Source organism: Pseudomonas putida, assembly GCA_041071465.1.
GTDB lineage: Bacteria > Pseudomonadota > Gammaproteobacteria > Pseudomonadales > Pseudomonadaceae > Aquipseudomonas > Aquipseudomonas putida_P.
Genome location: CP163498.1, coordinates 4873595 through 4898769, shown reverse-complemented (window position 1 = coordinate 4898769; position 25175 = coordinate 4873595). Strand labels below are relative to the sequence as shown.

Sequence of the window (25175 nt, the reverse complement as noted above, 5' to 3'; positions counted from 1 at the left end):
ACTCGCTCAACTCCCGTATTCGAGGCATTCGTGTCAAAAGGCATTGTTTCATCGGTCATGGCGTCTTGTCTGTTCGCCGTGATGTACTTCTATACCTCGCTGCTCAAGCCACTCGATGGCGAAGAAATCTTTGGCTGGCGCACCCTGTTGACGCTGCCCTGCCTCACCTTGTTCATGCTTGTCTCGAAGGACTGGAAACGGGTCGGCGAGCTGTTGGGCCGGGTAAAGCGCACGCCGGTGCTGTTGCTCGGCATGGTCGGTACTTCGTGGCTGATGGGCGTGCAGCTGTGGCTGTTTCTCTGGGCGCCCCTGCACGGGCGTAGCCTGGAAGTGTCGATGGGCTACTTCTTGCTCCCGCTGGCCATGGTCCTGACCGGGCGACTGGTGTATGGCGAGCGCCTGTCGCGCCTGCAGAAGGTGGCGGTGGCTTGCGCCGCGCTGGGCGTGGGCCACGAGCTGTACCAAAATGGCAGCTTTGCCTGGGAAACCCTGTTGGTGACGATCGGTTACCCGATCTACTTCGTGCTGCGCCGGCGTTGCCGCACCGACCACCTGGGTGGCCTGTGGTGCGACATGTGCCTGCTGCTGCCGTGGGCCCTGTACTTCGTTATCCAGGGCCCGCTATCCAATGCCGACCTGCAAGCACACCCTGGGCTGTATGCGCTGATCCCGATACTTGGGGCGATCAGCGCCTCGGCCCTGATCGCTTACGTACTGGCCAGCCGCATGTTGCCATTCAGCCTGTTCGGCCTGCTCAGCTACGTCGAACCCGTGCTGCTGGTGGGGGTGGCATTACTGCTGGGCGAAACCATCGGCCCGGATCAGTGGTTGACCTACCTGCCAATCTGGGCCGCAGTGCTGGTGCTGGTGCTCGAAGGCTTCAAGCACCTGTTGCGTCAGCGCCGCCGTTCGGTGTAAGCCGAACCTGGCGCACCCGCCGCTCTTCAACCGCCTCCACGGTCAGCATCCAGCCGTTCCAGGCCAACTGATCACCCACCATCGGCAGGCGGTCGAGCAAGCTCATCACCAGGCCCGCGAGGGTCTGGTAATCTTCGGTAGCACGGGCACTGAAGCCTGTACGGGCCTGCACCTGGCTCAAGTTCAGTGCACCACTGACCACAAAGGCTTCACCCTCCTGAACGATGCCGGGGCCTTCTACCTCGCTCGCATCCGGCAATTCACCGGCAATCGACTCAAGGATGTCGGTCATGGTCAGCAGGCCGGTAAAGTCGCCGAACTCGTTGACCACGAATGCGATGTGGGTCGACTGGCCACGCATCTGCTCCAGGGCATTGAGGATGCTGAAACTCTCCAGCAGGTTCAACGGCGCCCGGGCCATGCTTTCCAGATCGGGTTGGTCGCCCGACAGTAGCTCTTTGAGCAATTCCTTCTTGTGCACAAAACCCAAGGGTTCGTCCACACGGCCATCGCGGATCAACGGCAGGCGCGAGTACGGCGAGTTGACCAAGGCCTGGGTAATGGCCTCGGCCGGCTGTGCCAGGTCGATCACATCGACCTCGGCACGCGCGGTCATCACCGTACGGATCGGCCGCTCTGCCAGGTTCAGCACACCACTGATCATTACCCGCTCACGGCGGTCGAACAGCACCTGTTCCTCGCCACCTTCGACCAGATCGGCGATTTCCTCACCCACCTCGTCAGCTTCGATCCGGCGGCCGCCCAGCAGGCGCAGCACCGCATGGGCAGTACGTTCGCGTAGCGGTCGATGCTGCTGCAAGCTGCGCTTGCGGCGGGCACGGGCCAGCTGGTTGAACAGCTCGATCAGGATCGAGAAGCCAATCGCCGCATACAGGTAGCCTTTCGGGATATGGAAGCCCAGGCCTTCTGCAGTGAGGCTGAAACCGATCATCATCAGGAAGCCCAGGCACAGCATGATTACCGTGGGGTGGGCGTTGACGAAACGGGTCAGCGGCTTGCTGGCAACGATCATGATACCGATCGAGAAGATCACCGCGATCATCATCACCGACAGCTCATCGACCATGCCCACCGCCGTGATCACGGCGTCCAGCGAGAACACTGCGTCCAGTACCACGATCTGGGCGACGATCGGCCAGAACGCGGCATGGCGCAATGTGCCACTGGCCTGTGTCACGTGGCCCTCCAGGCGTTCATGCAGCTCCATGGTGGCCTTGAACAGCAGGAATACACCACCGAACAGCATGATCAGGTCACGGCCAGAGAAGCTCTTGCCGAATACGTCGATCAGCGGCGCGGTAAGTGTGACCATCCACGAAATACTGGCCAACAGGCCCAGACGCATGATCAACGCCAGGCCAAGGCCAATGACCCGTGCGCGATCACGCTGGTGAGGCGGCAACTTGTCGGCGAGGATGGCGATGAACACCAGGTTGTCGATACCCAGCACCAGCTCAAGGACGATAAGCGTCAACAGGCCTAGCCAGGCCGTTGGGTCGGCTAGCCATTCCATTAGCGGGTACTCACGAGGAAGGCGTCACAAGGACAGGGAAAGGATGGCCGAAACGGCCGAAAACTGGGGGGCTCCGCGAAGGTGCTCATATAGACCTTGATAACAAATTGGGAGGATGATGCTACAAGCACAGCAGGTTTCTCTAGTAGCGCAAAACTATTACAAAACCTGTAACACCTCTGCACTGCACGCTTCCAGTTGTGGAGAGGGTACTTTTGTTCAATACCTCTGCAAGCGGATGCCCGAGGATGAAGCCCTCCTTCAGCCATTCGGATTTCCCTCATGAGCCTGTCCTTGTCAATGGCCGCCTTCGCCTTGGCGGCCTCGATTTCCCCCGGCCCGGTCAACATCGTCGCACTAGGCAGCGGTGCCCGCCACGGCCTGCGCGCCAGCCTGGCACATGTGGCCGGCGCCACGCTGGGCTTTTGCCTGCTGCTGGTGCTGGTCGGGCTGGGCGTGCATCAGCTGATGTTGCGCTGGCCTTTGCTGGGCCTGCTGTTGCACTGGAGCGGTGTGGCATTTCTGCTGTACATGGCGTGGAAACTGGCCAGTGACGATGGCAACCTGGGCAGCGAACACCCGACCATGGCCCCTTCAGCCTGGCAGGGCGCGGTAATGCAGTGGCTCAACCCCAAAGCCTGGTTGGCAGCAGTCGCCGGCGTGGGCGCCTACACCGGCGGTGAACAGCACCTGCTGTGGCTGTTCGCCTGGATCTATGGGCCAATCTGTTTCATCTCGGTGGCCTGCTGGGCGTGGGCCGGGAGCGTGATTCGGCGGTATCTGGGCAATCCACGGCATATGCGCCTGCTGAACCGAGGGTTGGCCGTGTTGCTGATTGCCAGTGCGGTTTACCTGATCATTCAGCCAAGCGCATTGCGATAATGCCCTGGTGTCGCCGCCAGTTGCTGCTTGAATGCCCGCTGCAAATGCGCCTGGTCGGCAAACCCGGCCTCCTGTGCCACTTCGGCAATCGCCCGGCCTTGCCGCAGCCGCGCCCTGGCCAGCTGCACGCGCTGGTCGAGCAGATAGCCATGCGGGGTCAGGCCGAAATGTTGGCGGAACGCACGAATCAGGTAGGAGCGTGACAGGCCGCAGGCCGCGCAGATGTCCTCGAGGCTCAACGCGTCACTGCGGTGGGCGCGTATGAATGCTGCCGCCGCCTGCAGTCGAGGGTTGCCCTCGTCACTCACAGGGGCACTGCCACCCAGTAATTCCGGCAATCCGCTGAAGAAAGCCGCCAGGCGCGCTTCGCGATCTGGCAGACGGGTATCGAACAGGTCGGCGAAGGTTTGCAAAAGCCGCTGGTACAACAGCGGCGAACGGCTCCAGGTCTGCGCCGGCAAGGCAAACCCCAAGGCCTGCAACCAAGGCTGGTCGACGAACAGCATCAGGTAGGACCACGGCTCCCCGGCAACAGGGTTGCAGGTATGCACCACACCCGGGTTCATCAGCACCGTGGTCCCCGCCGTCACCTCGACACCCTGACCGGCGTTAAGGTAGGTGCTGCGCCCACCCGTGATCACCCCGATGGAGAAGCTTTCGTGGGCGTGCGCGGCGTAACACACCTTGCGCCCGTCCCCTACCCTTCGGGCTTCGACGAACGGCAGCGCCGGGTCGCGCCAGAACCGTGATACCTCGATCATCCTTCGCCTCGCCCGCCGCAGCCATGTGCCCGAATACTACACACTTAGCGTGGGAACAGGTCCAGTGTGCGCTCTACCTCGCCGATATCGATCCGAAAACCGTCACCTTCGGGTATGCCGACCACGAAACCGAAATGCTGGTGGTCGCGGTCCGTCAGGTACTTGTAGTAACTGACAAAGCGGTTAGGTGGCTGCAAGGTCAGCAGGCAACCGCCTGCCTGCAGCACATTCACGCCGTGCACCAACTGGCTGCCCTCTACCCCGATCACCACTTGGGCACCGGCGCAGGCAGCGACAATACTCGGCAGGTCGGACTTCAGCGGGTTGACGATGCGAAAACCACGGGTAACGCGCAAGTGCTCGGCAAGCTCAAGCTCGTTGCGCAAGAGGCGCAGGTCGCCATCACCACCGCGCAGCAGGAACACCCCAGGATGTTGCGCATGCGGCACATGCGAAAGCAGCTTGTCGCCCATCGCACGATAGCGGGCATGCCGGCTGCGGTTGTTGCTCTGGTCATCGAACAGCACCAGCTCACGGAAGAACGCACTGCGCAAACGCAGCGGTTTCATACCCAGCAACTCCTCATAGGCCGGTGCCTGAGTAAACAGTGGAAACCGGGCAGAAGGTGCGGTGGTCACCGGGATACCTTCGTTACAAGCCAGCGCATAGGTCGGGCAATCTTCCATCAGCCAGGTGCCGAACCACGAGTTGCCGTTTTGCGTGCAGTAGATAGCCGCGCGGTCGATCTCATTGTCGACGATGATGGTCGGGAAGGTGCTTGGCTTCAGTGACAACCAATGGCTGGCCTTGCCCTTGTACAACGCCCCGTCGATTAGCCACACATCCTTGATCAGGTAGCCGCGGGTTGGCCCTTGCAGCGTATTGACGCCGCCTTCCATGGTGCGTGCCGGGTGCACGTAGGGGTAGAAGCGCTTGCCTTCCCAGCCTGTCACCCGTTCCAGCTGGCCGGGCAGAAAAATGGCTGGCGGCGAAACCGTGGCTTCGCCAGGGGCTATGTCCCAGCTCTTGGTGGCGATGCTTTTAAGGTCGATGGCCGTGTTCTTGCCCAAGCGTTTGCGCGCCATGTAGCGATAGGCGGCCAAGGTCCAGGTGTGATGCTTGGCTGCGGGCGATGCACTGAACTGCGAGATATCGCCTCCCATGAAGCGTCCTCCCTTGATGACGAAGTCTGAAGCCTGGCGCAAGGCGCCCTATCAATGCCTCCCTGGCAGCCACTCAGTTGCATGTGACCCTTTCCATGGTGGGCGGTGACTGCTGGCTTGCGTAACGGCTGCGCAACGTTTCCACGAACGGCTCACCTGCACCGTTGCCACCGTAGAGATAAATCTTATGCAGGCCGCCAAACACCATTTCGTGGTAACGGCTGGCAACTTCCTCATCGCTAGGCCCATCCGGCAACCCCAGATGCAGCGTGAGCTTGTCGCCTTCGACGGCGAACATCGGCGTGTCCCACAAAAACTTCGCCGTGCCGGTCTTTGGCAGGCGGACAAACAGGTACGCATGGTTACCCAGTGAGTCGATATCACCACCCCGGCGGCGCTTCCATTTCAACAGGCCGTCGTCCGGGCGTGCCAGGCACAGGCCGATGTCGTAGTAATCGAAGCCCTGCTCCAGTGCCCATTCAAGCGCCATGAAGGTGGTGATCGAATTCACCTCGCGCAGTTTCTTCGCATCGGAAAACACCGCCTCGCAATAGCCAAAGCGCAAGGTGCTCCAGTAACGCTTGCCGCCGCGTACCACTTCACACCCCAGGTGGCAGCCGATCACTTCATCGCCCAGCATGATCAAGTCGAGCCGGCCGACGCTCTTGGCAATTCGGAACACCTCTTCGGTAGGGAACTGCGCGGCGTGGATGCCTTGCCTGGCCGTGGCATAAGGGCGCAGCAGGTCCCGGTCGGCCATGCTGATTTCGTCGTCCGAGAGGGCTTGGCGCATGTGATACAGCGGCCGGTTCTTGCGAATGCTGCGGCGCAGTTCGCTGTCGTAGCGGGCCGTGATGTCATCCAGTGGTCGCCCCAGCGGCACCACGGCGCTCAGGTAATGCGGCACGGACAGCGCCCCCGAGGTCGGCATTTCGCTGATGACCACCACATGGTTGGCAGCCGCCGTGGCATTTGCACCCTCCACGATCGATGCGCTGCCCTGGCCTTTGCCGCCGATCAGCAGCTTGGCCATTTCCCGTTGCTGCTTGCGGCCGATGTAGAGGATTTCGTACGGGCTCTCCTGCTGCGGCCGAAACCTGGCAACCTCCCACCGCCAGAAACAGGCACGCGCCATCATTTCTCGCGTTTTGCTGGCCAGCAGCCTCATTTCGTAGCGCGTGGAGGGCGACAGGAGCTTTCGCGCCACAGCTGTCAAGGTCTCTTTCATTTCTTCTTCGACGTCCTTTGAAGTGCTCTATGGCCATGCGTAAAGAGAGAAAAATGCAGCAAAAACACTTAACGCTTTGATTTTTATAGTTTGCCCTACAACTTTATTATCACATTCAGTAACAATTTAAGATGCCCCGAAAGGCTTTGGCAAGCGGCTCTTCGCTGACTTTAGATCAAGTTTCATGGCGTCAAATTTTCTGCTCTAAAAGCCTCCATCAGCGAAACTTTGCTATAAGCGTGCCGATAAGCACGATACTCCGTTACCACTTGGCTATTGATAATTAGCGTTTGATGCCTTCTTTGCATAAAAGGAGCATCACCATGCCTGATTACCTTCCGCATCAAGCCCTGCTGAAGGCGCAACTACCCCATTGGGCCCACCGGGCAACACCCAAACAGTGGGCCGCGTTGCAGCAAACCCAGGCTAATGCCTGGCAAGAGCAGGACTGGTTCGCCAATGCCGCCCCAGACCTGCGCCAGGCAGTGCACGCCAGCCAGGCACGCCGGGTTCGCTCACAAGCCGCCTTGGCCCGCTCACTCAAGGGCCTCGCACAGATCACCGAATTCGCCGAACCGTTGCTGCAAGGCCGCCTTGCGGCACATGGTTTTCACGCGCCACTGCGCAACAGCCAGTTGCTGCGGGTTGAAAGCAACTGGCACTGGGTCGGCTTACGCTATCTCTACAGCCATCGTCGCGACAATTTGTTACAAGCGGCCCTGCAGAACTTTGCCGATGACGAAGTATTTACCTCCCAGAGCGCGATTGCGCTGAAGGACAACATTCATGTCACGGCAATTCAGGTTCAAGGGTACGCTCCCCTTGGCATGCAGGTGCCGGCTGCGCAGTTTCCACTGAAGTCCGAACACTACCAGGTAGATCGTTTGCCGCTTAGTCCCGAAGCCTTCGCCACACTGTGTCGAGAACTGGACTTGGGTGGCACCTACCAGGCCCATCTGACACACCATTTAGGGCAACCCGGCGTTCGCGCGCAAGCCATGCACGTGCAACAAGACAGCCTGCGGCTGGCGGCCGACCTGGCCTACCTGCGACACCTGCTTGGCGGCAACGCTCGTGACGAAATAGAGCGACTGTTGCAAGGTGACAACGTGACGTGCTGGCAGCTGGCGCTGTTCGGCAGCATCCTGCACGAAGTGATGCTGATCGATGTCGGCAACGCGGGGCTTGCGCTGTTCTTGCCTGGCCATGACCCAGCGCTGCGCCAGTGCCATGACCTTGAAGCGGTGCATGAAGCGTTGGCGACGTTGTTGCTGGAGCCCGCAGCGCGCCAGGCATTTACCGCCTACATCAGGCTGGATGAGCGCGCGCACTTTCTCGACCTGCTGCAACAGAACCTCGACGCCTCCGGCAACGCTGCCTTCGACCGCCCCTGGCTGCGTGCAGCGCACGTGGACTTGCGCCCGACGCACCAGGTGATCGCGGCAGAGCCGTTCGGCTACTACCAGGACCAGCACCTGGCCCGCCTCAAGCATGAAGCCAGCCAGCTTGCGGTACCGACCGCAACGGCCGATGCCAACGCTCGAACCAAACGCCTGGAAGAATGGGAAAGCCTTGGCTGGGATGCACTGAACGTTGCCGGCTTCTTCATACCAGGGGCAGGCCCCTTGATGCTGGCCGTCACCGCTTGCCAGTTGCTCGGCGAGGTATTCGAAGGCTACGAGGCTTGGGAGGAAGGCGACCGCCACCTTGCCCTGCGCCATCTGGAAGCCGTCGGCCTGAACCTGGGCCTCATAGGCGGCCTTGCCGTGGCAGGCCGCGTGGTCCCCAAACTGTTCGGCAGCCCGCTGCTGGAAAACCTCCAGGAAGTGCCCGGCAACAACGGGGGCTACAAGCTCTGGAATCAGGACCTGACCCCTTACCGCAGTAGCATCGAGCTGCCAGAGCATCTGCAACCCAATGCGCAAGGCCAGTACCTGCACGAGGGCCAGCAATTCATCCGCCTGGACGGCCATCTTTTCCAGCAGCACTTCGACAACACGCTGCAGCAATGGCGCATCATTCACCCGGACACAGCGGATGCCTGGCAGCCACCGTTGGAACACAATGGGCAAGGTGCCTGGCGCGGCCAGCATGAACAGCCCGCCCAGTGGCCTTTCGCAACACTCGTGCGGCGCCTGGGTGAGCCATTCGCAGCGTTCACACCCCAGCAACTGGAGCAGGCCGGACGCATCTGCGGCATCGACGCAGAACGCTTGCGCCAGGTGCACCTGCAAGGCCAGCCAACCCCGCCGCTATTGCTCGACACCCTGCAACGCATGGCGGCACGGACCGAAGTGCGAGGCATGGGTGCAAACGCAGCGCCGGGTCTGTTCGACCAGCTCTACAACGGCGACGCGGCAGTCGCCCCCGCAACGCAGCAGCTGCTTACGGCCTACCCACGCCTGTCTCCCGCCTTGGCCAGGCGGTTGCTGGCACGGCTGGACGATACTGAATCACTCACCTGGCAAGAGCACGGCGAGCTCCCCAAAGCGATTGGCCAACAGATCCAACGGGCACACAGCGAGCTGCCGCTGGTACGTGCGTTGGAAGACTTGTTGCATCCTGCGCAGTGCAGCGCTGACAGTGAGCGCCTGCTGTTCAGCGCACTGGACGCCCTGCCCGAATGGCCTGCTGACCTACGCCTTGAGTTGCGCGCTGCAAGCCCGCAAGGCCCAACGTTGAACTACGTCGGCAGTGAGCAGGCCACCACCCTGTGCCGGGTGATCAAAACGGCCGAAGGCTATGAGGCCGATCTGGGAGAGCGCCCGGCGCCCGCGCTGCGTGATGAGGACCTGTGCCGTGCCGTGGAGCAGGCGCTGCCACGCGTGCAGCGCGAAGCCCTCGGCATTGCACGAAGCGACGGCAGCGTAGTGCGCCAGCGCGTACTGGCGTGGGTCGATAGAAACAGGCCCGTGCTGGCGCAGCGACTCTGGGGAGCGCCTCTGCAGCGGCGCTCGACACAAGGCTGGCTACGCGGCGGCCGCCCCCTGGAGCCGTTGCCAGCGCCCCCGCTTCAGGCCGGTTCTCTGGCAGCGGCTTACCGCCGCATTTTCCCCGATGCCACCGATGCGGAATTCGCCGACTGGCTGGGCGATGAACAGGAAGACCACGACCTGTATGACATGCGTACACCCACCGAGCGACTGCGAGACCTCCAGCAGCACCTGAGCGCTCTGCGGCAAAACCTGCAGCAATGGGCAAGGCCCGACCCATCAAGCCCGCACCAGCGGCACCTGGCAGTGCGCCCGATCATCAACGCCTGGCGCCGCCTTTCCTGGCTGCCATTCGGAAGCACTGGCCGACTCTTCAGCCTTGACCTTTCCGGCCTCGACCTGCGCAACGAGGACCTGGCGACACTCTACCTGCCCGATCAATTCACCCACATCGAACACATCACACTTAACGACAACCCGATGCTCAGCCACCTCCCAGCTGATTTTCACGAACGTTTCCCCAACCTCAAGCGCCTGTTTCTCACCAATTGCCGCTTCCAGCGCCTACCTGAACTGACCAGCCCCGAGCATCTACTCTGGCTGGACCTGGACAGCAATCGCATTACCTGGGATAGCCAGGCTCAACGAACGCTAAACCAGTTCAGCCAACTAGGCATACTCGATCTGACTGACAACCCCCTGCTTCAGGCACCCGACCTGCGTCGGCTTTCCGGGCTCAGGACCGTGTTCCTGTCCGGTTGTGCGCTCACCGAATTGCCGCGGGGCCTGCAGCTCATCAGTGAACCTGTGGTGCTGGACCTTACATCCAACCAGTTCCAGCAACTGCCTGCCGCGTTCAATGTTCCACACCCGGTAGCTGAATCCCTGAGCCTTGAAAGCGAGTGGCTGGGCCAGACTGCATTGGCACAAATCGATGCCTACAACACCGCCCACGGTGTCGATCTGATGGTAAACGAAGATGATTACCTGGACTTCTTCGAGAACACAGGCCCTGCAGAAGCCGAATTGTGGCAACGCTTGCCACTGCAATTTCGCCGTGACCTTCGGCCATTGCTCGACCAAGAGCCCTTCCTGTCGCAGCCGAATCAGGCCCGCAGGGAATTCTGGAGACGTTTGACAGTGATCGATACGACTCAAGCCCTGCGCGAGGAGTGGCTCACCCACCCGCCACGCGACCTTTTCAATCTGCCGCTTTAGTCATGTTCGCGGTGCCTGTCGGCGCATCGGCAGGCATTTGCTCTGCGGGTGAGCCAGACTGGTGTTTTTTCCGCAGCCGGTGCATGCTCGAGGCTGAAGCGATCCACCTGGCTTGAAACCCGCCCTGTAATGTGAGGTGCAGTACCCATGGACCGTCTGCTCGATTCACTCTTCCCCAGCGCCGATAACATTCCGGAAGCCTGGCGCCTGGGAGCCCCCCTGGAACAACGCGACTACCTGGTCAACGGTGAACTCAGGCGCTGGGACGGCCCCCTGGCCACGGTGCGCAGCCCGGTGTGGCTCAAGCAAGGCGACACCGAGCATCAGGTCATTCTGGGCAGCGCCCCGCTGCTCGATGCCGACACCGCGCTCACCGCCCTCGACGCCGCCGTACAGGCCTACGACAAAGGCCGTGGTGCCTGGCCGAACATGCGCGTGGCCGAGCGTATCCAGCATGTCGAAACCTTCCTCGCACGCATGCGTGAACAGCGCCAGGCCGTGGTCAAGTTGCTGATGTGGGAAATCGGCAAGAACCTCAAGGACTCGGAAAAGGAATTCGACCGCACCTGCGACTACATCGTCGACACCATCAACGCCCTCAAGGACCTTGACCGCCGCTCCAGCCGCTTCGAACTGGAACAGGGCACCCTCGGCCAGATCCGCCGTGCGCCACTGGGCGTCGCACTGTGCATGGGGCCGTACAACTACCCACTGAACGAAACCTTCACCACGCTGATCCCGGCGCTGATCATGGGCAACACCGTGGTGTTCAAGCCGGCCAAGTTCGGTGTGCTGCTGATTCGCCCACTGCTCGAGGCGTTCCGCGACAGCTTCCCGCCGGGGGTGATCAATGTCATCTATGGCCGCGGCCGGGAAACGGTGAGCGCGCTGATGGCCAGCGGCAAGGTGGATGTGTTCGCCTTCATTGGCACCCACAAGGCCGCCAGCGACCTGAAGAAGCTGCACCCACGCCCCCACCGCCTGCGCGCCGCACTGGGCCTGGATGCCAAGAACCCAGGCATCGTGCTGCCCCAGGTAGACCTCGACAATGCCGTCGAAGAGGCCGTCACCGGGGCGCTGTCGTTCAATGGGCAGCGCTGCACGGCACTGAAGATCCTGTTCGTTCACGAGGACGTGGTCGACGCCTTCCTCGACAAGTTCCAACGCAAACTGGCAGCGCTCAAACCCGGCATGCCGTGGGAGCCTGGCGTGGCGCTGACACCGCTGCCCGAGCCTGGCAAGGTCGACTACCTCGATGGCCTGGTCGCCGATGCCACGGCCAAAGGCGCACGCGTGCTCAACGAAGGTGGCGGGCACAGCCGCGGCTCGTTCTTCTACCCCGCCTTGCTGTACCCGGTCAGCCAGCAAATGCGCGTGTACCACGAGGAGCAGTTCGGCCCGCTGGTGCCGGTGGTACCCTACCGCGACCTGCAAACGGTGATCGACTATGTGCTGGACTCCGACTACGGCCAGCAACTGAGCCTGTTCGGCAACGACCCGGCCACCATTGGCAGCCTGGTCGACATTTTCGCCAACCAGGTCGGGCGCATCAACATCAACGCACAATGCCAGCGTGGCCCGGACACCTACCCGTTCAACGGCCGCAAGAACAGCGCCGAAGGCACACTGTCGGTGCATGACGCCTTGCGCGTGTTCTCGATCCGTACCCTGGTCGCCACGCGCTTCCAGGAGGCCAACAAGGAACTGATCAGCGACATCATCCGCAACCGCCAGTCGAGCTTCCTGACCACCGACTACATCTTCTGACGGCCGCGCTTATAGACAATCGATCTAGCGTCACTGTCGATTTTCCATCTGTGCAAACGACTCTAAGCAACAGGGCGTCCTCCGGCGCCCCTTGCACAGGAGCGTCCAACATGGCAGTCAAACCCATCCCCGAAGGCCAGCACAGCATCACCCCCTACCTGGCCATCAACGACGCCGCCAAGGCCATCGAGTTCTACAAGCAGGCCTTTGGCGCGGTTGAAATGTTCCGCCTCGATGCCCCAGGTGGCCGCGTTGGCCATGCCGAGCTGAAGATTGGTGATTCGTCGCTGATGCTGGGCGACCCCTGCGACATGGAAGGCGGCCTCACCGCCAGCCAGAAGCTCAGCGGCGCAGGCGTGGGCCTGCACCTGTATGTCGAAGACTGCGACAAAGTCTATGCCCAGGCCCTGGCCGCTGGCGGCACCCAACTGCACCCCTTGACCGACCAGTTCTACGGTGACCGCAGCGGCACCCTGAAGACCCGTTCGGCAACATCTGGTTCGTCTCCACTCACAAAGAGGACCTGACACCCGACGAGATTCGCGCCCGCGCCGCGAAGATGTTCGGCGGTAACTGAGCGGCAAGTTGAAAGCGGCGCGACTTTGCTTGAAGCTTGAGGCTCGTAGCTTGGAGCCGCTTCATGCGAATCATCGACAAAACCGCCGTTCAGGTGCGCAGCCTGACCCCTGCCGAAGAAGAGCTGCTGGTCGGCTTTGCCACCGGCAGCCTCGCCGGCCCGCGCCTGCTGCAAGCCAACCAGCTGCTGATGAAGGTGCGCAATGCCAACCAGTGGCTGGCCTGCGATTGCCGCAACGACGCCTTGCCGGTGCTCAATGTCACCCTTAACGGCAACACTGGCACGCTGTTCCTCAAGAACAACCCAGGCACCGCCGAGCACGCGCCCGGCTGCCCGTTCACCAAAGACGAGCAGGAAGCCGCCGAGCGCGAAAACGACCCCGCGCCACCCGCCGCCTGGCTGCCGCCAGACGCCCCCTTGCGCCTGATCGGCGACTTGCGCGCAGGCACAGCCGGTGCAGGCAGCGATGGCAGCGATCGGCGCGAACAACAGCGCCTGCTGTCACTGCTGCTGACCTGGCTCGAAACCAGTGGCCTCAACCTTTACGCCACCCACCTGAAAAAGGACCTGACCGGCCAGTTCGCCGAACTGCGCAGCGTGGCCAGCCGCTACCCGCTGCTGGAACGGGTGCCTGCCAGCAACTACCTGGAAACACGCCTGGACATGAAGCACATGATGATGCTCAAGTCCCGCCTGCGCGAAGCCTCGGTGTTCGGCAACCACCGCCGCCACGGCCTGCTGCTGGACTGCGTCGACCAGATCAAAGGGCGCAAACTGTTCAACAACCGCAGTGAAGACGGCTTCGACTTCCAGGGGCACCACCTGTACTGGGGCGGCAGCCGTACCACCGGGCCGTTGCTGGCACTGATGATCTACTCGCCGACCAGCGCCGGTAGCCATTACTACGAGCTGATTCATGTGGCCAGCGTGCCCGTGCTTTCACGCGCGCACCTGTTCCCGGTGTACCGCAATGAAGAACGCGAGCCGCTCAAGGCGCTGGTGTCGCTGATCGACTGGATGGCCAGCAAGGGCGTGAAAGTGCAGATGCGCCGGCCGGTAATTGGCGGGCAGGTCATGGATGAGCTGGTGATGACCTCGGACCAGGACCGGGTGCTGTCGGTGTCACTGCTGGAACAGCCGATCGGGCCCGAGCCGGATGCTGAAAACTTCAAGCGCTACGCCGACTTCAAAAGTTTGGAAACCTTCCGCAAGTTCGTCGCCGGCTTTTTTATGCGCGAGCGTTGATACCCGCCCTTGCACGAACCCTTGTAGGAGCGGCCTTGTGTCGCGATCGGGCTGCAAAGCAGCCCCTCGATTTTTGCGGCGGCAATGATATTCAGGGGCCGCTTTGCGGCCCATCGCGACACAAGGCCGCTCCTACACGAGATTGCATTGTTCAACGATTGCGTGTCAGCCCAAAAACAGCGTGTACGCCGGGTTATCCGTCTCATCCCAATACCGATACCCCATCTCATCCAGCGCCAACGGCAACCCCGCCAGCTCATCCACCGGCACTTCCAAAGCCGCAAACACGCGCGCCTCCGCTGCCCCATGGTTACGGTAATGGAACAAGCTGATGTTCCAACGCTTGCCCAACCGCTCCAAAAAGCCCAGCAACGCCCAGGCCGCTCGGGGAATTCGAACCGCAGCACCCGTTCATCCGCGCCCGGTGCGGCATGCCCGCCCACGGTATGGCGCACATGCAGCTTGGCCAGCTCGTTGTCGGTCAAATCCAGCACGTTGTAACCCTGCTCGCGCAAGTTGGCCAGCAACTGCTCGCGTGGGTCGTGCACGGGGTGGGTTTGCACACCCACGAACAGGCGCGCTTCCTTGCCGGGGTAGTAGCGGTAGTTGAATTCGGTGATTTGCCGCTTGCCCAGCGCCTGGCAGAAGGCGCGGAAGCTGCCGGTTGCTCCGGGATGGTGACGGCGATGATCGCCTCGCGCTGCTCGCCCAGTTCAGCCCGCTCGGCCACATGGCGCAAACGATCGAAGTTGACATTGGCCCCGGAGTCGATTGCTACCAGGGTCTGCCCCTGCACGCCTTCGCGCGCCACGTACTTCTTGATCCCGGCCACGGCCAGGGCCCCGGAAGGCTCGGTGATCGAGCGGGTGTCATCGTAGATGTCCTTGATTGCCGCGCACAGTTCGTCGCTGCTTACCGTTACCACCTCATCGACGAAGTGCCGGCACAGTTCGAAGCAATGGGCACCGATCTGCGCCACCGCCACGCCATCGGCGAAGGTGCCGACCTGCGGCAAGATCACCCGCTCGCCAGCTGCCATGGCAGCCTGCAGACAGTTGGAGTCTTCCGGCTCCACGCCGATCACCTTCACCTCTGGGCGCAGGTACTTCACATACGCGGCGATACCAGCGATCAAGCCGCCTCCGCCCACCGGTACAAAGATGGCGTCCAGGGCACCTGGGCGCTGACGGAGGATTTCCATGGCCACGGTGCCCTGCCCGGCAATCACGTCCGGGTCATCGAACGGTGGTACGAAGGTGGCGCCTTCGCTGTCGGCCAGTTTCAATGCGTGGGCCAGGGCATGAGGGAAGCTCTCGCCGTGCAGCACCACATGCCCGCCGCGCGACCGCACCCCTTCCACTTTCAACGACGGGGTGGTGGTCGGCATGACGATGGTGGCCTTCATGCCCAGGTGCGATGCCGCCAGGCCACGCCCTGGGCGTGGTTGCCCGCCGAAGCGGTGATCACCCCGCACTCGCGCTGCGTGGGGGTAAGACGCGACAGGCGAGTGTAGGCCCCACGAATCTTGAACGAGAACGTAGGCTGCAGGTCTTCGCGCTTGAGCAGTACTTGGTTACCCAGGCTGGCGGACAAGGCAGGCGCGGCCTGCAGGGGCGTTTCGATGGCCAGGTCGTACACCGGCGCGGCAAGAATGCGCCGCACCTGCTCCGACAGCAGTTGCTGGGGGGTGACGGTGGTACGAAGGACACTGAAGCTGGTCATCGATGACTCCTTGGCTGTTTTCACGTTGCCCAGGAGTCAGAGAAAAAACCCGCCTCCAGGGCGGGTTCGGTGCACGTACGCGCTAGCCCGCCAAGCTGATAATGGCGGTAATAATAATGGCGTTCACGTACGGGAATGTGTTCATGGGATAGGAACTTAGCCTGCCGCCCGGCCGCAAGTCAACACTTGGCTTGCTGCGCCGAAAGCGGCACATCGAACACCTTGTCGAAGCCCCACTGGAAGACGAAGGCGTAAACGAAGAAGAACACGAACAACGCCAGGTTGGTCAGCAGTGCCGCCCACAGGCTCACGTCCAGCCAGTACGCCACCAACGGCAGCAGAATCACCACCAACCCGCCCTCGAAGCCCAGCGCATGCAACAGGCGCCGCAAGAAAGTGCGCTCCCGCTTGTGCTGGCGCGCTTCCCAACGCTCGAACACCCAGTTGTAGCCCATGTTCCAGCTCATCGCGATGCCCGACATCAGCACCGACAACACGGTCGACTGCGCCATCCCGGCACCGAACGCCAGTTCCAGCGCGGGCGCCACGCAGGCGACGGCGATGGCCTCATAGAGAATGGCCTGGACGATCTTGCGGGCCTTGCCTTGCATGTTCAACTCCCTGAATAAACGACCTGTAAAACTACAAGATGTAGCCTGTAAGAAAAAGCCCGAAATTTGGACAACATCGCGTTCGGCTGCTTGTATCTATCCCGTACAAATAGTGACATCTCGTACAACTTCGTCGAAGGAACCGAGCGAGGATAATGACGATGGCCCCCTCTACCCTTTCGGTGGCTGCCACATGAGTTTGGCATTCATCGATTTTCTCACCTATGTGCTGTTCGGCCTGAAAATTCTGGCAATCACCCTTGCCTCGCTGATGTTCCTGTTGGGCCTGGACGACCTTTTCATCGACCTGTGCTATTGGGGGCGAAAGCTGATCCGGCGTTTTCGCATTTACGACAAGTTCGAAAAAGCCGATGAAAAGCGCTTGTTCGAGGTGCCGGAAAAACCCCTGGCCATCATGGTCCCGGCCTGGAACGAAGTAGGCGTGGTCGGTGAGATGGCGCGCCTGGCAGCCTCGACGATCGACTACGAGAATTACCAGATTTTCGTCGGCACCTACCCCAACGACCCGCAAACCCAGGCCGACGTCGACGCGGTGTGCCTGCACTACCCCAACGTGCACAAGGTGGTCTGCGCGCGCCCTGGCCCCACCAGCAAGGCCGACTGCCTGAACAACATCATCGACGCGTTGCTGCGCTTCCAGCAGGACGCGGGCATCGAGTTTGCCGGCTTCATCCTGCATGACGCCGAAGACGTGATCTCGCCCATGGAGTTGCGCCTGTTCAACTACCTGCTGCCAAGCAAGGACATGATCCAGATCCCGGTGTACCCCTACGCACCGGAATGGAAGGGCTTTACTGCCGGCCACTATGTCGACGAGTTCGCCGAAAACCACGGCAAGGACGTGATCGTGCGTGAAGCGCTGACGGGCCAGGTGCCCAGCGCCGGCGTCGGCACCTGCTTCAGCCGCCGCGCCATCAGCGCGCTGCTCGAGGACGGTGACGGCATCGCCTTCGACGTACAGAGCCTGACCGAAGACTACGACATCGGTTTTCGCCTGAAGCAAAAAGGCATGAAGTGCATTTTCGCCCGCTATTCCATCACCGACCCGGCACTGACCCTGAAGCAGGACTGGCGCCCGGGCATGAGCCGCGAGTTCTCCCAGGTAATCTGCGTACGCGAGCACTTCCCACGTGACTGGCAGCATGCCATCCGGCAGAAGTCGCGCTGGATTGTCGGCATCGTGTTCCAGGGCACCAGCAACCTCGGGTGGAGCCGCAAAGGCGCACTCAACTATTTCCTCTGGCGTGACCGCCGTGGGCTGTTCGCCTACCTGCTGAGCTTTCTGGTCAACCTGTTGCTGCTGGTATTGCTGGCCATGTGGCTGGTCACGGTGGTCGCGCCGAATTCGTGGCGTTTCATGTCGATCCTAAGCGACAGCTGGCTGCTGTCGACCCTGCTGTGGCTGAACGGCCTGATGCTGTTCAACCGGCTGTTCCAGCGCGCCTGGTTCGTCACCCGCTTCTATGGCATCGGCGAGGGCCTGCTGTCGGCACCGCGGATGATGTGGAGCAACTTCGTCAATTTTTTCGCCAACCTGCGCGCCCTGCGCCAGGTCATGGAAATGGGCGATTCGCGGCGCGTGGCCTGGGACAAGACCACCCACGAGTTCCCCGCCATCGCCGCACCTGCCCGCATACCACTGGGCCAGCGCCTGGTGGCCAAGGGCCTGATCAGCGACGAACAGCTGCAGCAGGCCATCACCAGCCCGGTTCGCCGGCGCCTGGGCCGCGAACTGCTACTGCGCGGCTGGTTGAACAGCGAGCAGTTGGTGGCCACCCTGGCCGAACAGTTGGACTTGCCCTGGGCACCGCTGAACCCGTTCAAGCTCGACCCGCAGTTGATCGCCAAACTGCCGCGCAAGCTGGCCACGCATTATGGCGTGCTGCCGGTGGATGAAGACGGCGACACGCTGATCCTGGCCAGCGAAAGCCCGGTCAGCCAGGTGTCGCTTGGGGTTATCAGCCGCCAGCTGAAACGCCCGGTCAAGGCCCGCCTGGCACCCCAGGGCCGGGTCACGCTGGGCCTGCGCTACCACTACCCAAGCCCCTGGCAGAAGCCAGAAACCCGCGACATGCTGGCCGTCCTTGAACGCCACCAGGACAACGAAGCGCTGCTGGAGCGGGTCAGCCATCACCAGGTCATGCTCGGCGCACTGCTGCAGGTGCGGGGCATGGTCCCGGTCACCCTGTTCAACCAGGCGCTGATCGACTTCGACCCTGAACACCAGAGCCTGGGCGAGCACCTGATCGCCCGAGGCATCATCACCGAACAGGTGCTGGAGCAGGCCCTGATCGAACAGGCCAGCGAACAGCAGGCCGCCTTTGACCTGACCCGGGAGGTGGCATGAAGCCGCGCTTTTCCCTGACTTTCACTGGACTGTTGCTGTTCTGCGCTGCCCTGCCCGCCGCTGCTTCGGCGCCGATGACCGACTTTCAGCGGTTCACCAGCTTTCCGTTCATGGACCGCAGCTACCGCGAGGCCAAGAAGGACAATTGGGCGGAAGTCGAGCGCCTGACTCGCCACGTGCTGGGGCGGGTGCCGAACAACGACGAGGCGCGTGCCCTGCTGGTCGAGGCCCTGGCCCACCAACGCCGTTACAAAGAGGCCCAGGCGCAGGCCGAGCAGCTGGGCGACAGCCCCGAGTATGCCGACGCCCTGCTGGCGCTACGCTTGACCTGGATCGAACAGGACCCACCGGCGGCCAGCCAGGTGGAACAATGGCTGGCCGCCAGCGACGGCAACCAGCGGGTGCGCCTGTGGCAGGCCTACAGCCTGAGCCTGGCCAAGTTTGGTGGCGCGGCCAAGGCGCTGGACTGGCTCAACCAGCTACCGCCCGGCAACGACGGCCAGGTACTGCGCCTGGCTCGGGCCAACTTCGCCGAGCAACTGCGCAACTGGAAAGAAACCATCGAACAGCTGCAGCCGCTGGCCGACAAAGGCCAGTTGCCCGCCGAAGACTGGCAACGCCTGGCCAATGCCTATATCCAGAAAGTCGACGAAAAAGGCCTGAATGCGCTGTTACCCAGCGCGCCATCCGCCACAGCGGCCAACCAGGCGCGCCTGGCCATGGCCAACCGCGCCATTGCCGTTGGCCACCACCAGCAAGCCCAACGCTGGCTGCAGTCGCTACCGCCCGAGCAACTGCAGCACCCCGAACAGCGCCAGCAACTTTGGCAGTTGGCCCGCGAAGGCGACGACGCTGCACTGGTGCAGCGCCTGAGCAACGACCTGCAACGCCCTTGCCTGGAAACGGTCGACTGGTTGTCACACCAAGACCCGGATCTGGCCCGTGAACAGTTCAAAGGCTGCACCGCCAGTACCGACCCGCGGGCCTACGCGGTGCTCAAGCAACGCCTGTACGGCGACCCACCACAACCTGCGCAGCCGCGCACCGCTGCCGAATGGGAGAAACGCTACCGGCAGAGCGGCGACCTCGCCGCACTGGAGCAAGCCACCTTCCTGCTGACCGAACAGGGCCACGGTGATCGCGCCCGGCAACTGCTGGAGCAGGCCTACGACCGTCGCCAGGGCCGCCTCACCCCCTCGCTGCTGCAGCGCCTGGGCAACCTGTATGCCCGCAACGACGGCCCACTGGACAGCCGACGCATGCTCAGCCTGATCCCCCGGGTCGACGCCAATACCCGCGCCCAGTTGCTTGGCCGGCTGGCCGAGGCCGGCCTGTGCGATGCCGTGCGCCAGGCCGTGCCAGCTACCCCAAGCGAGCCCGGCCAGTACCGCGCCCTTGGGCGTTGCGCCATGCCCGAGCAGCCGGGCGAAGCGGTGGTCTACTACCAGGCCGCCGAACGCCTGGGCGACAATGGCAACCGTCTGCCACTGGCCTACGCACTTGAAGCGGCCGGCGACTCCGAAGCCGCCCTGCCCATCTGGCGCAGCCTGCCGGACAGCGCCTGGACCGACAACGCCCGCCTCACCGCCGCCCGTGGCGCGCTGAATGCAGGCGACGCGGATGCCGCCCGCCGCTACTGGGACGCCGCCGCACACCGCAGCGCCGATGACTGGGCGCTGGGCGCCGCCATCGCCCAGCGCCAAGGCGACCCGCAGACCGCGCTGGGCTTTCAGCGCCAGGCTCTGGCGCACAACCCGCGCGCCGATCACTACTACGCCGCATCCAGTACTGCGCAACTGGCTGGCGACAGCGCGCAAAGCACCGCCTGGCTGGCCGAAGCCGTGCGCATGGCCCCCGATCAGCCGCGCTATCGAGCCGATTACGGCATGCGCCTGGCCGGTTCGACAGACAAGGCCCAGCGCATTCAGTCGATCCCCTACCTTGAGCGCGCCACCCACGACTTCCCCGAAGACTACCGCCTGGGCGAAACACTGGCCCTGCGCTACGACGAGCATGAAGACAGCGCTGCGGCACGCCGCGAACTGCGGCGCATCCTCGACGTAGAGCAGAACCTGGTCGACGCTGATGACGAGTACGGTAGCCTCGAAGCCCGCAAGTACCGTCAGCGCCGCGCCCACGAGAGCCTGTCACGTCGCGACACCATTACCCTGGCCAGCACCTGGTCACCAGCCGGCACCTCCACCAACGACAAGTTCCTCGACAATGGCCAGCGCAGCGGCAGCTCGCGCCGGGCGCAATCGCAGAACGTACAACTGGCCATGTGGGACCACGCTCTGGGCGAGGAGCCCAGCCGCAACGGCAGCACCCTGTCGGTGTATGGCCGGGTATTGTTCGGCGGCCAGAGCCGCACCGACTATGCACAAAGCATGGGTACCGGGGTCGGCCTGCGCTACAAGCCGCTCGGCCAGGCCAACCTCAACCTGTATGCCGAGTTGTACCACCAGCGCCAGATCGACGAAGAACACTACCGTGGCCTCAGCCTTGGCCAATTGCTGAGCCCGGCCAAGGTCGGCGGCAACTGGGGCGATTTACGTCACCACGCCGAATCGAGCAACGACTTGCTGCTGCGCGCCACCGCCTCGTTCCTTGACCAGGGTGACTGGCGCAACGACTGGCGTGTCGATGAGGACGATTGGAACGAGCGTTTCCTCTACCTCGACGCCGCCTGGTGGACCCGTGCCGGCGACCACGCCTGGCTGTCACGCTTCCAGCAGGGCCACGCCTGGAAACTGCCGGGCAGCTCCCCGCAAACCCTCATGCCTTACGGTTTTGTCGAATTTTCCAGCCAGGACCCAAGCAACGACTGGCGCCAGGATGCCCGCGCCGGGGTCGGCGTGCGCTGGCAATGGTGGTTCGACGACGACCGCTACAACGCCTACCGCGGCTCGCTGAAAGTGCGTGCCGAATACCAGCAATCGCTGGGCGGCAACCTCTACGAGCGCGCCAACGGTGTGCTGGTCGGTGCGGAGATGACTTTCTGATGCGTACGATCATCGCCTATTGCCTGCTGGTCCTGTGCCTACAGGCCTCCGCCGACCAGCGCCTGTTCTACCAACCGCTGAACCGTGATGCCAGCGTCACCCCCGCCCAATGGCAGCAACTGTGGCATGCCACCGCTGCCCAAGGTGGCAACACCCTGATCGTGCAATGGAGCGCCTATGGCGACAGCGATTTCGGTGGCGCCCAGGGCTGGCTGGCCAACAGCCTGCGCACGGCGCGTGCCGAGGGCCTGCAGCTGGTTATGGGGCTGTACATGGACCCGGCCTATTACCAGCGCCTCGAGCAACTGGATGGCGAGGGCCTGAACAGCTACTGGAAGGCGCAATTGGGCCGTTCGCTCAGCCAGTACCAACACCTTCGTCAGGTGTGGCAGTTGCCGGTGGATGGCTGGTACCTGCCCATGGAACTGGACGACCAGCATTTTCGTGATGCCGAACGACGCGATGCGCTCTACAGCCAACTGCAGGCGTTCAACCGCCAGCTGGACAAACCGTTGCACATCAGTGCATTCAGTGCTGGCAAGCTGTCGCCGCGCGTCCATGCCAGCTGGCTGGATCAACTGGTCGGGTTGGGCTTGACCGTGTGGTGGCAGGATGGCGCCGGTACAGAGCGTTTGCCGCCGTTGGTGCGCCAGAGCTACGAGCAGGCCTTGCCATGCCGGGTAGGCGTGGTGCGCGAGGCGTTCCGCCAGGTGAGCGCGCCTGGGCAGCCATTCAGGGCCGAACCTGCCGAGCCCAAGCTGGGCAGCGGGTGCCATGCCGAGGCGGTGTTTGCCTTGCGCTACCGGCCTTGGGCCACAGGTGTCTTGCCACAAAATTGAGTTGTTTGGCCTGGCAAAGCAGTACTCCGAGGAGCCCACCGATGTTCAAGACCATCGAAGAACACGTGCGCAAGCAGGTCGCCCCCGCCGCCTTGCGCGCCGAGTTCCGACAACACGAATTCGAGTCCATGCGCCCGTTCTGCCTGCTGGTGTTCTGCATCAGCATCCTGATCTGGCTGGTCTTCGACCTGATCGTCAGTTTTCTCGGCGGTCAGGGTTTCACCTGGCTGTCCTACCTGTTCATCGCCGCGCTCGGCAGCCTTTGCGTAGTACTGCATTTCACCCGCCGCAGCCATCACTTCGATGTACTCAACCTGCTGTTCATCACCATCATCACCTTGGGCATGCGCCTGCTGATCGAAGGCATCCCGGTGGCCCTGCGCCCGGTGTGGCTGGTACTTGGCGTATCCACCGTGCTGTACGCCGTGTCGGTGCTGCCGGTGCGACGCTGGTCGTTCTTCAGCGCCATGGTCATCACCTGGGTGATGCTCAACCCGTTCTACCACACCCGTATCGAGCCCGACGCGCTCGAAGGCGCCATGCTGGTCAGTTACGCCGTGTTTCTCAGCGGCCTGATCACCTACAGCTACCTGCAGACGCGCAAGGCCAAACTGCACAATTTCTACCTGTCCAGGGTGCTGCTTGAACAAGCTTACGTCGACGCCCTGACCGAAATCCCCAACCGCCGCTCGTTCATGGCCAAAACGGAGCAACAACTGAAACTGGCAACGCCCGGGCAATACCTGGCGATGGTCGACATAGACAACTTCAAGAAAGTGAATGACCGTTTCGGCCACGACATTGGTGATGAAGTGCTAAGACGCGTGGCACTGCATATCAAGGCCGCCATGGTCGATTCCGAGTTCGCCCGACTGGGCGGCGAGGAGTTTGCCATTTTTCTTGAAGGGCTGGACCAGCAAGGTGCCGAGCAGCAGATGGAGGCATTGGTACGCAGGGTACGCGAGGATGCGGGCACACACCCGGTGACCATCAGTATCGGGCTGGCCCAGGTGAGCGCGGGCGATACATTGACCATGGCGTTGATCAAGGCCGACCAGGCGCTGTATGAAGCCAAGCACACCGGCAAGGACCGGTTCGTGCTGTGGACTACCCGGCTGGCAAGCGAATCCTGAACTGCGCCCCACCCAGCGCCGACTGTGCCACGGTCAAGGTACCACCCTGCCCCTCGATGGCCCGCCGGCTGATCGCCAGCCCCAGGCCAAACCCACCGGTATTTCGGTCGCGGCTTCGGTCTAGCCGGTAGAACGGCTGGAAAATGCGCTCGCGCTCCTCCACCGGAATGCCAATCCCGTCATCCTCCACCGTCAGCAGGCAGGCGCCATCCTCTTCCAGGCGCAAGCGCAACAACAGGCTTTCGTCGCAATAGCGCATGGCATTGCGCACCAGGTTCTGCACCGCGCGCGCCGTCAGCCGAGGGTCCAGCACAAAGCGCGGCAGGTCACCTTCGGCCCGCACTTCCCACTGGATACCACGGCCATCAAGCTCCTCGGCAAAGCTGCCAAGCACACTGTCGACCAGCTCCAGCAGCGACACTTCGACCCGTTCGCGAGCCTGGTCAGCGTTGTACAAGCGGCTATAGGACAGCAACTCCAGTACCAGCTCGTCCAGTTCGCGCACATGCCCGACCAGTTCCAGCAGGCGCTTGCGGCTGGCCGGCGGCACTTCGTCGAACAACAGCACCAGGCCGAAATCCAGCCGGGTCAGCGGCGTGCGCAACTCGTGCGATACCGCATTGAGCAGCTCGCGCTGCTGGTTGACGTGGCGCTCCAGGTCACTGGCCATGGTGTCGAACACCCCGGCCAGCTCACCGATGTTGGAGTGTGGTGAAATGTGCGTGCGCTCGGCCATCTGCCCTTGGCCCAGGCGCCGAGCGGTCTCCTTGAGGCGCTCCAGGTCGCGCCAGTGCGGCCAGACCCACAGCAGCAGGCACCCGAGCATGGCCGCACCGATCAGCACCGTCACGCCCCACGACAGCACGTTGATGTCCAGCGGGTCTGGCGGCGAATGCAGCCGCACCAGCCATTGCTTGTCCAGCGGCGCCAGCACCGTTTCGTAGTAGCCCCACTCGGCAATACGCACCGCGTACAGGCCATGCTCCAGGCGTGCCTGTTCTTCCTCGCTCAAACCCGCCTGGTCCATGCGCAGCAGTTTCAGCTCCAGCGGCGCAAAATCACCGGCCAGTTCCTGCTCCACCGCCGGCCACTGCTCACGCGGGGCCTGGCGGAACTGGCGTACGATCAACGCCTGCACACCCTTTGCCTGGTCCAGGTTGTAGGCCATGAAGCGCTCGCGGAACAGGCCAACGATGGTGTCGGGGATGAACAGCAACGCGCCGGCGTAGGCGACGATGATCACCAGGTACAGCCGCACCAGGATCTTGAGCATG

16 protein-coding genes and 3 pseudogenes are annotated in these 25175 nt (G+C 62.6%); 10 read left to right on the top strand and 9 right to left on the bottom strand.

Annotated elements, in window-relative coordinates; all coding sequences use genetic code 11:
* The first annotated feature begins 30 nt into the window (after positions 1–30).
* Positions 31–918, top strand: coding sequence for an EamA family transporter RarD (gene rarD, locus AB5975_22575; protein XDR19294.1), 888 nt, complete (start codon positions 31–33; stop codon positions 916–918).
* Here the strand turns inward: rarD and AB5975_22570 are convergent.
* Positions 881–2452 carry a TerC family protein gene (locus AB5975_22570; protein ID XDR19293.1) on the bottom strand — a complete coding sequence of 524 codons (1572 nt, stop codon included), beginning with the start codon at positions 2450–2452 and terminating at the stop codon, positions 881–883. The two genes, rarD and AB5975_22570, sit on opposite strands and share 38 nt — an antisense overlap.
* Before the next feature lie 282 nt (positions 2453–2734).
* Between AB5975_22570 and AB5975_22565 the strand changes: the two genes are divergently transcribed.
* Positions 2735–3334, top strand: coding sequence for a LysE family translocator (locus AB5975_22565; protein XDR19292.1), 600 nt, complete (start codon positions 2735–2737; stop codon positions 3332–3334).
* Here AB5975_22565 and AB5975_22560 read toward each other — a convergent pair.
* The 3 genes from AB5975_22560 to AB5975_22550 form a co-directional block, all read right to left on the bottom strand.
* Positions 3313–4095: an AraC family transcriptional regulator gene (locus AB5975_22560; GenBank protein ID XDR19291.1), complete on the bottom strand. Its 783-nt coding sequence runs from the start codon at positions 4093–4095 to the stop codon at positions 3313–3315. The two genes, AB5975_22565 and AB5975_22560, sit on opposite strands and share 22 nt — an antisense overlap.
* Before the next feature lie 44 nt (positions 4096–4139).
* Positions 4140–5258 (bottom strand): glycosyltransferase 61 family protein, encoded by a 1119-nt coding sequence (locus AB5975_22555; GenBank protein ID XDR19290.1) that lies wholly within the window; start codon positions 5256–5258, stop codon positions 4140–4142.
* 73 nt (positions 5259–5331) lie between these two features.
* Positions 5332–6486 carry a hypothetical protein gene (locus tag AB5975_22550; protein ID XDR19289.1) on the bottom strand — a complete coding sequence of 385 codons (1155 nt, stop codon included), beginning with the start codon at positions 6484–6486 and terminating at the stop codon, positions 5332–5334.
* 323 nt (positions 6487–6809) lie between these two features.
* On the opposite strand from AB5975_22550, the gene AB5975_22545 reads away from it, so the two are divergent.
* The 4 genes and pseudogenes from AB5975_22545 to AB5975_22530 all read left to right on the top strand — a co-directional run bounded on the left by AB5975_22545 (position 6810) and on the right by AB5975_22530 (position 14226).
* Positions 6810–10637, top strand: coding sequence for a DUF6543 domain-containing protein (locus AB5975_22545; GenBank protein ID XDR19288.1), 3828 nt, complete (start codon positions 6810–6812; stop codon positions 10635–10637).
* Between the two features lie 147 nt (positions 10638–10784).
* Positions 10785–12404: an NADP-dependent glyceraldehyde-3-phosphate dehydrogenase gene (locus AB5975_22540; GenBank protein XDR19287.1), complete on the top strand. Its 1620-nt coding sequence runs from the start codon at positions 10785–10787 to the stop codon at positions 12402–12404.
* Positions 12405–12514: 110 nt separating this feature from the next.
* A pseudogene (locus AB5975_22535) lies at positions 12515–12981 on the top strand (VOC family protein).
* A gap of 63 nt (positions 12982–13044) precedes the next feature.
* On the top strand, positions 13045–14226 hold the full coding sequence (locus AB5975_22530) for a hypothetical protein (GenBank protein XDR19286.1): 1182 nt from the start codon (positions 13045–13047) through the stop codon (positions 14224–14226).
* 165 nt (positions 14227–14391) lie between these two features.
* On the opposite strand, the gene AB5975_22525 is transcribed toward AB5975_22530, so the two are convergent.
* From AB5975_22525 to AB5975_22510, 4 genes and pseudogenes are all read right to left on the bottom strand, one after another.
* The gene (locus AB5975_22525) at positions 14392–14619 is read right to left on the bottom strand and encodes a hypothetical protein (protein XDR23011.1); all 228 of its coding nucleotides are present in this window, start codon (positions 14617–14619) and stop codon (positions 14392–14394) included.
* A gap of 119 nt (positions 14620–14738) precedes the next feature.
* Positions 14739–14846: pseudogene (locus tag AB5975_22520) on the bottom strand (hypothetical protein).
* Between the two features lie 95 nt (positions 14847–14941).
* Positions 14942–15948: pseudogene (gene ilvA / locus AB5975_22515) on the bottom strand (threonine ammonia-lyase, biosynthetic).
* A 179-nt stretch (positions 15949–16127) separates the two neighbouring features.
* Positions 16128–16559, bottom strand: a complete 432-nt coding sequence (locus AB5975_22510; protein ID XDR19285.1) for a PACE efflux transporter — start codon at positions 16557–16559, stop codon at positions 16128–16130.
* A 193-nt stretch (positions 16560–16752) separates the two neighbouring features.
* On the opposite strand from AB5975_22510, the gene nrfB reads away from it, so the two are divergent.
* Genes nrfB through AB5975_22490 form a run of 4 tightly spaced genes read left to right on the top strand, consistent with a single transcriptional unit; the run spans position 16753 to position 23901 of the window.
* Positions 16753–18927, top strand: coding sequence for a cyclic di-3',5'-guanylate-activated glycosyltransferase NrfB (nrfB, locus tag AB5975_22505; protein XDR19284.1), 2175 nt, complete (start codon positions 16753–16755; stop codon positions 18925–18927).
* Positions 18924–21929 carry a phage receptor gene (locus AB5975_22500; GenBank protein XDR19283.1) on the top strand — a complete coding sequence of 1002 codons (3006 nt, stop codon included), beginning with the start codon at positions 18924–18926 and terminating at the stop codon, positions 21927–21929. The genes nrfB and AB5975_22500 overlap by 4 nt, the downstream gene beginning before the upstream one ends.
* Positions 21929–22768 carry a DUF4434 family protein gene (locus AB5975_22495; protein ID XDR19282.1) on the top strand — a complete coding sequence of 280 codons (840 nt, stop codon included), beginning with the start codon at positions 21929–21931 and terminating at the stop codon, positions 22766–22768. Before AB5975_22500 ends, AB5975_22495 begins: the two co-directional genes overlap by 1 nt.
* Positions 22769–22809: 41 nt before the next feature.
* A complete protein-coding gene (locus AB5975_22490; protein XDR19281.1) occupies positions 22810–23901 on the top strand; it encodes a diguanylate cyclase in 1092 nt (363 codons plus the stop codon).
* On the opposite strand, the gene AB5975_22485 is transcribed toward AB5975_22490, so the two are convergent.
* The gene (locus tag AB5975_22485) at positions 23876–25174 is read right to left on the bottom strand and encodes an ATP-binding protein (GenBank protein ID XDR19280.1); all 1299 of its coding nucleotides are present in this window, start codon (positions 25172–25174) and stop codon (positions 23876–23878) included. The genes AB5975_22490 and AB5975_22485 overlap by 26 nt on opposite strands.
* Position 25175 lies beyond the last annotated feature (1 nt).

Bases quoted from the DNA above. Each gene is read 5' to 3' on its own strand.
- AB5975_22570 (XDR19293.1), bottom strand. From the start codon at position 2,452: ATGGAATGGCTAGCCGACCCAACGGCCTGGCTAGGCCTGTTGACGCTT.
- AB5975_22565 (XDR19292.1), top strand. From the start codon at position 2,735: ATGAGCCTGTCCTTGTCAATGGCCGCCTTCGCCTTGGCGGCCTCGATT.
- AB5975_22560 (XDR19291.1), bottom strand. From the start codon at position 4,095: ATGATCGAGGTATCACGGTTCTGGCGCGACCCGGCGCTGCCGTTCGTC.
- AB5975_22555 (XDR19290.1), bottom strand. From the start codon at position 5,258: ATGGGAGGCGATATCTCGCAGTTCAGTGCATCGCCCGCAGCCAAGCAT.
- AB5975_22550 (XDR19289.1), bottom strand. From the start codon at position 6,486: ATGAAAGAGACCTTGACAGCTGTGGCGCGAAAGCTCCTGTCGCCCTCC.
- AB5975_22545 (XDR19288.1), top strand. From the start codon at position 6,810: ATGCCTGATTACCTTCCGCATCAAGCCCTGCTGAAGGCGCAACTACCC.
- AB5975_22540 (XDR19287.1), top strand. From the start codon at position 10,785: ATGGACCGTCTGCTCGATTCACTCTTCCCCAGCGCCGATAACATTCCG.
- AB5975_22530 (XDR19286.1), top strand. From the start codon at position 13,045: ATGCGAATCATCGACAAAACCGCCGTTCAGGTGCGCAGCCTGACCCCT.
- AB5975_22510 (XDR19285.1), bottom strand. From the start codon at position 16,559: ATGCAAGGCAAGGCCCGCAAGATCGTCCAGGCCATTCTCTATGAGGCC.
- nrfB (XDR19284.1), top strand. From the start codon at position 16,753: ATGAGTTTGGCATTCATCGATTTTCTCACCTATGTGCTGTTCGGCCTG.
- AB5975_22500 (XDR19283.1), top strand. From the start codon at position 18,924: ATGAAGCCGCGCTTTTCCCTGACTTTCACTGGACTGTTGCTGTTCTGC.
- AB5975_22495 (XDR19282.1), top strand. From the start codon at position 21,929: ATGCGTACGATCATCGCCTATTGCCTGCTGGTCCTGTGCCTACAGGCC.
- AB5975_22490 (XDR19281.1), top strand. From the start codon at position 22,810: ATGTTCAAGACCATCGAAGAACACGTGCGCAAGCAGGTCGCCCCCGCC.
- AB5975_22485 (XDR19280.1), bottom strand. From the start codon at position 25,174: ATGCTCAAGATCCTGGTGCGGCTGTACCTGGTGATCATCGTCGCCTAC.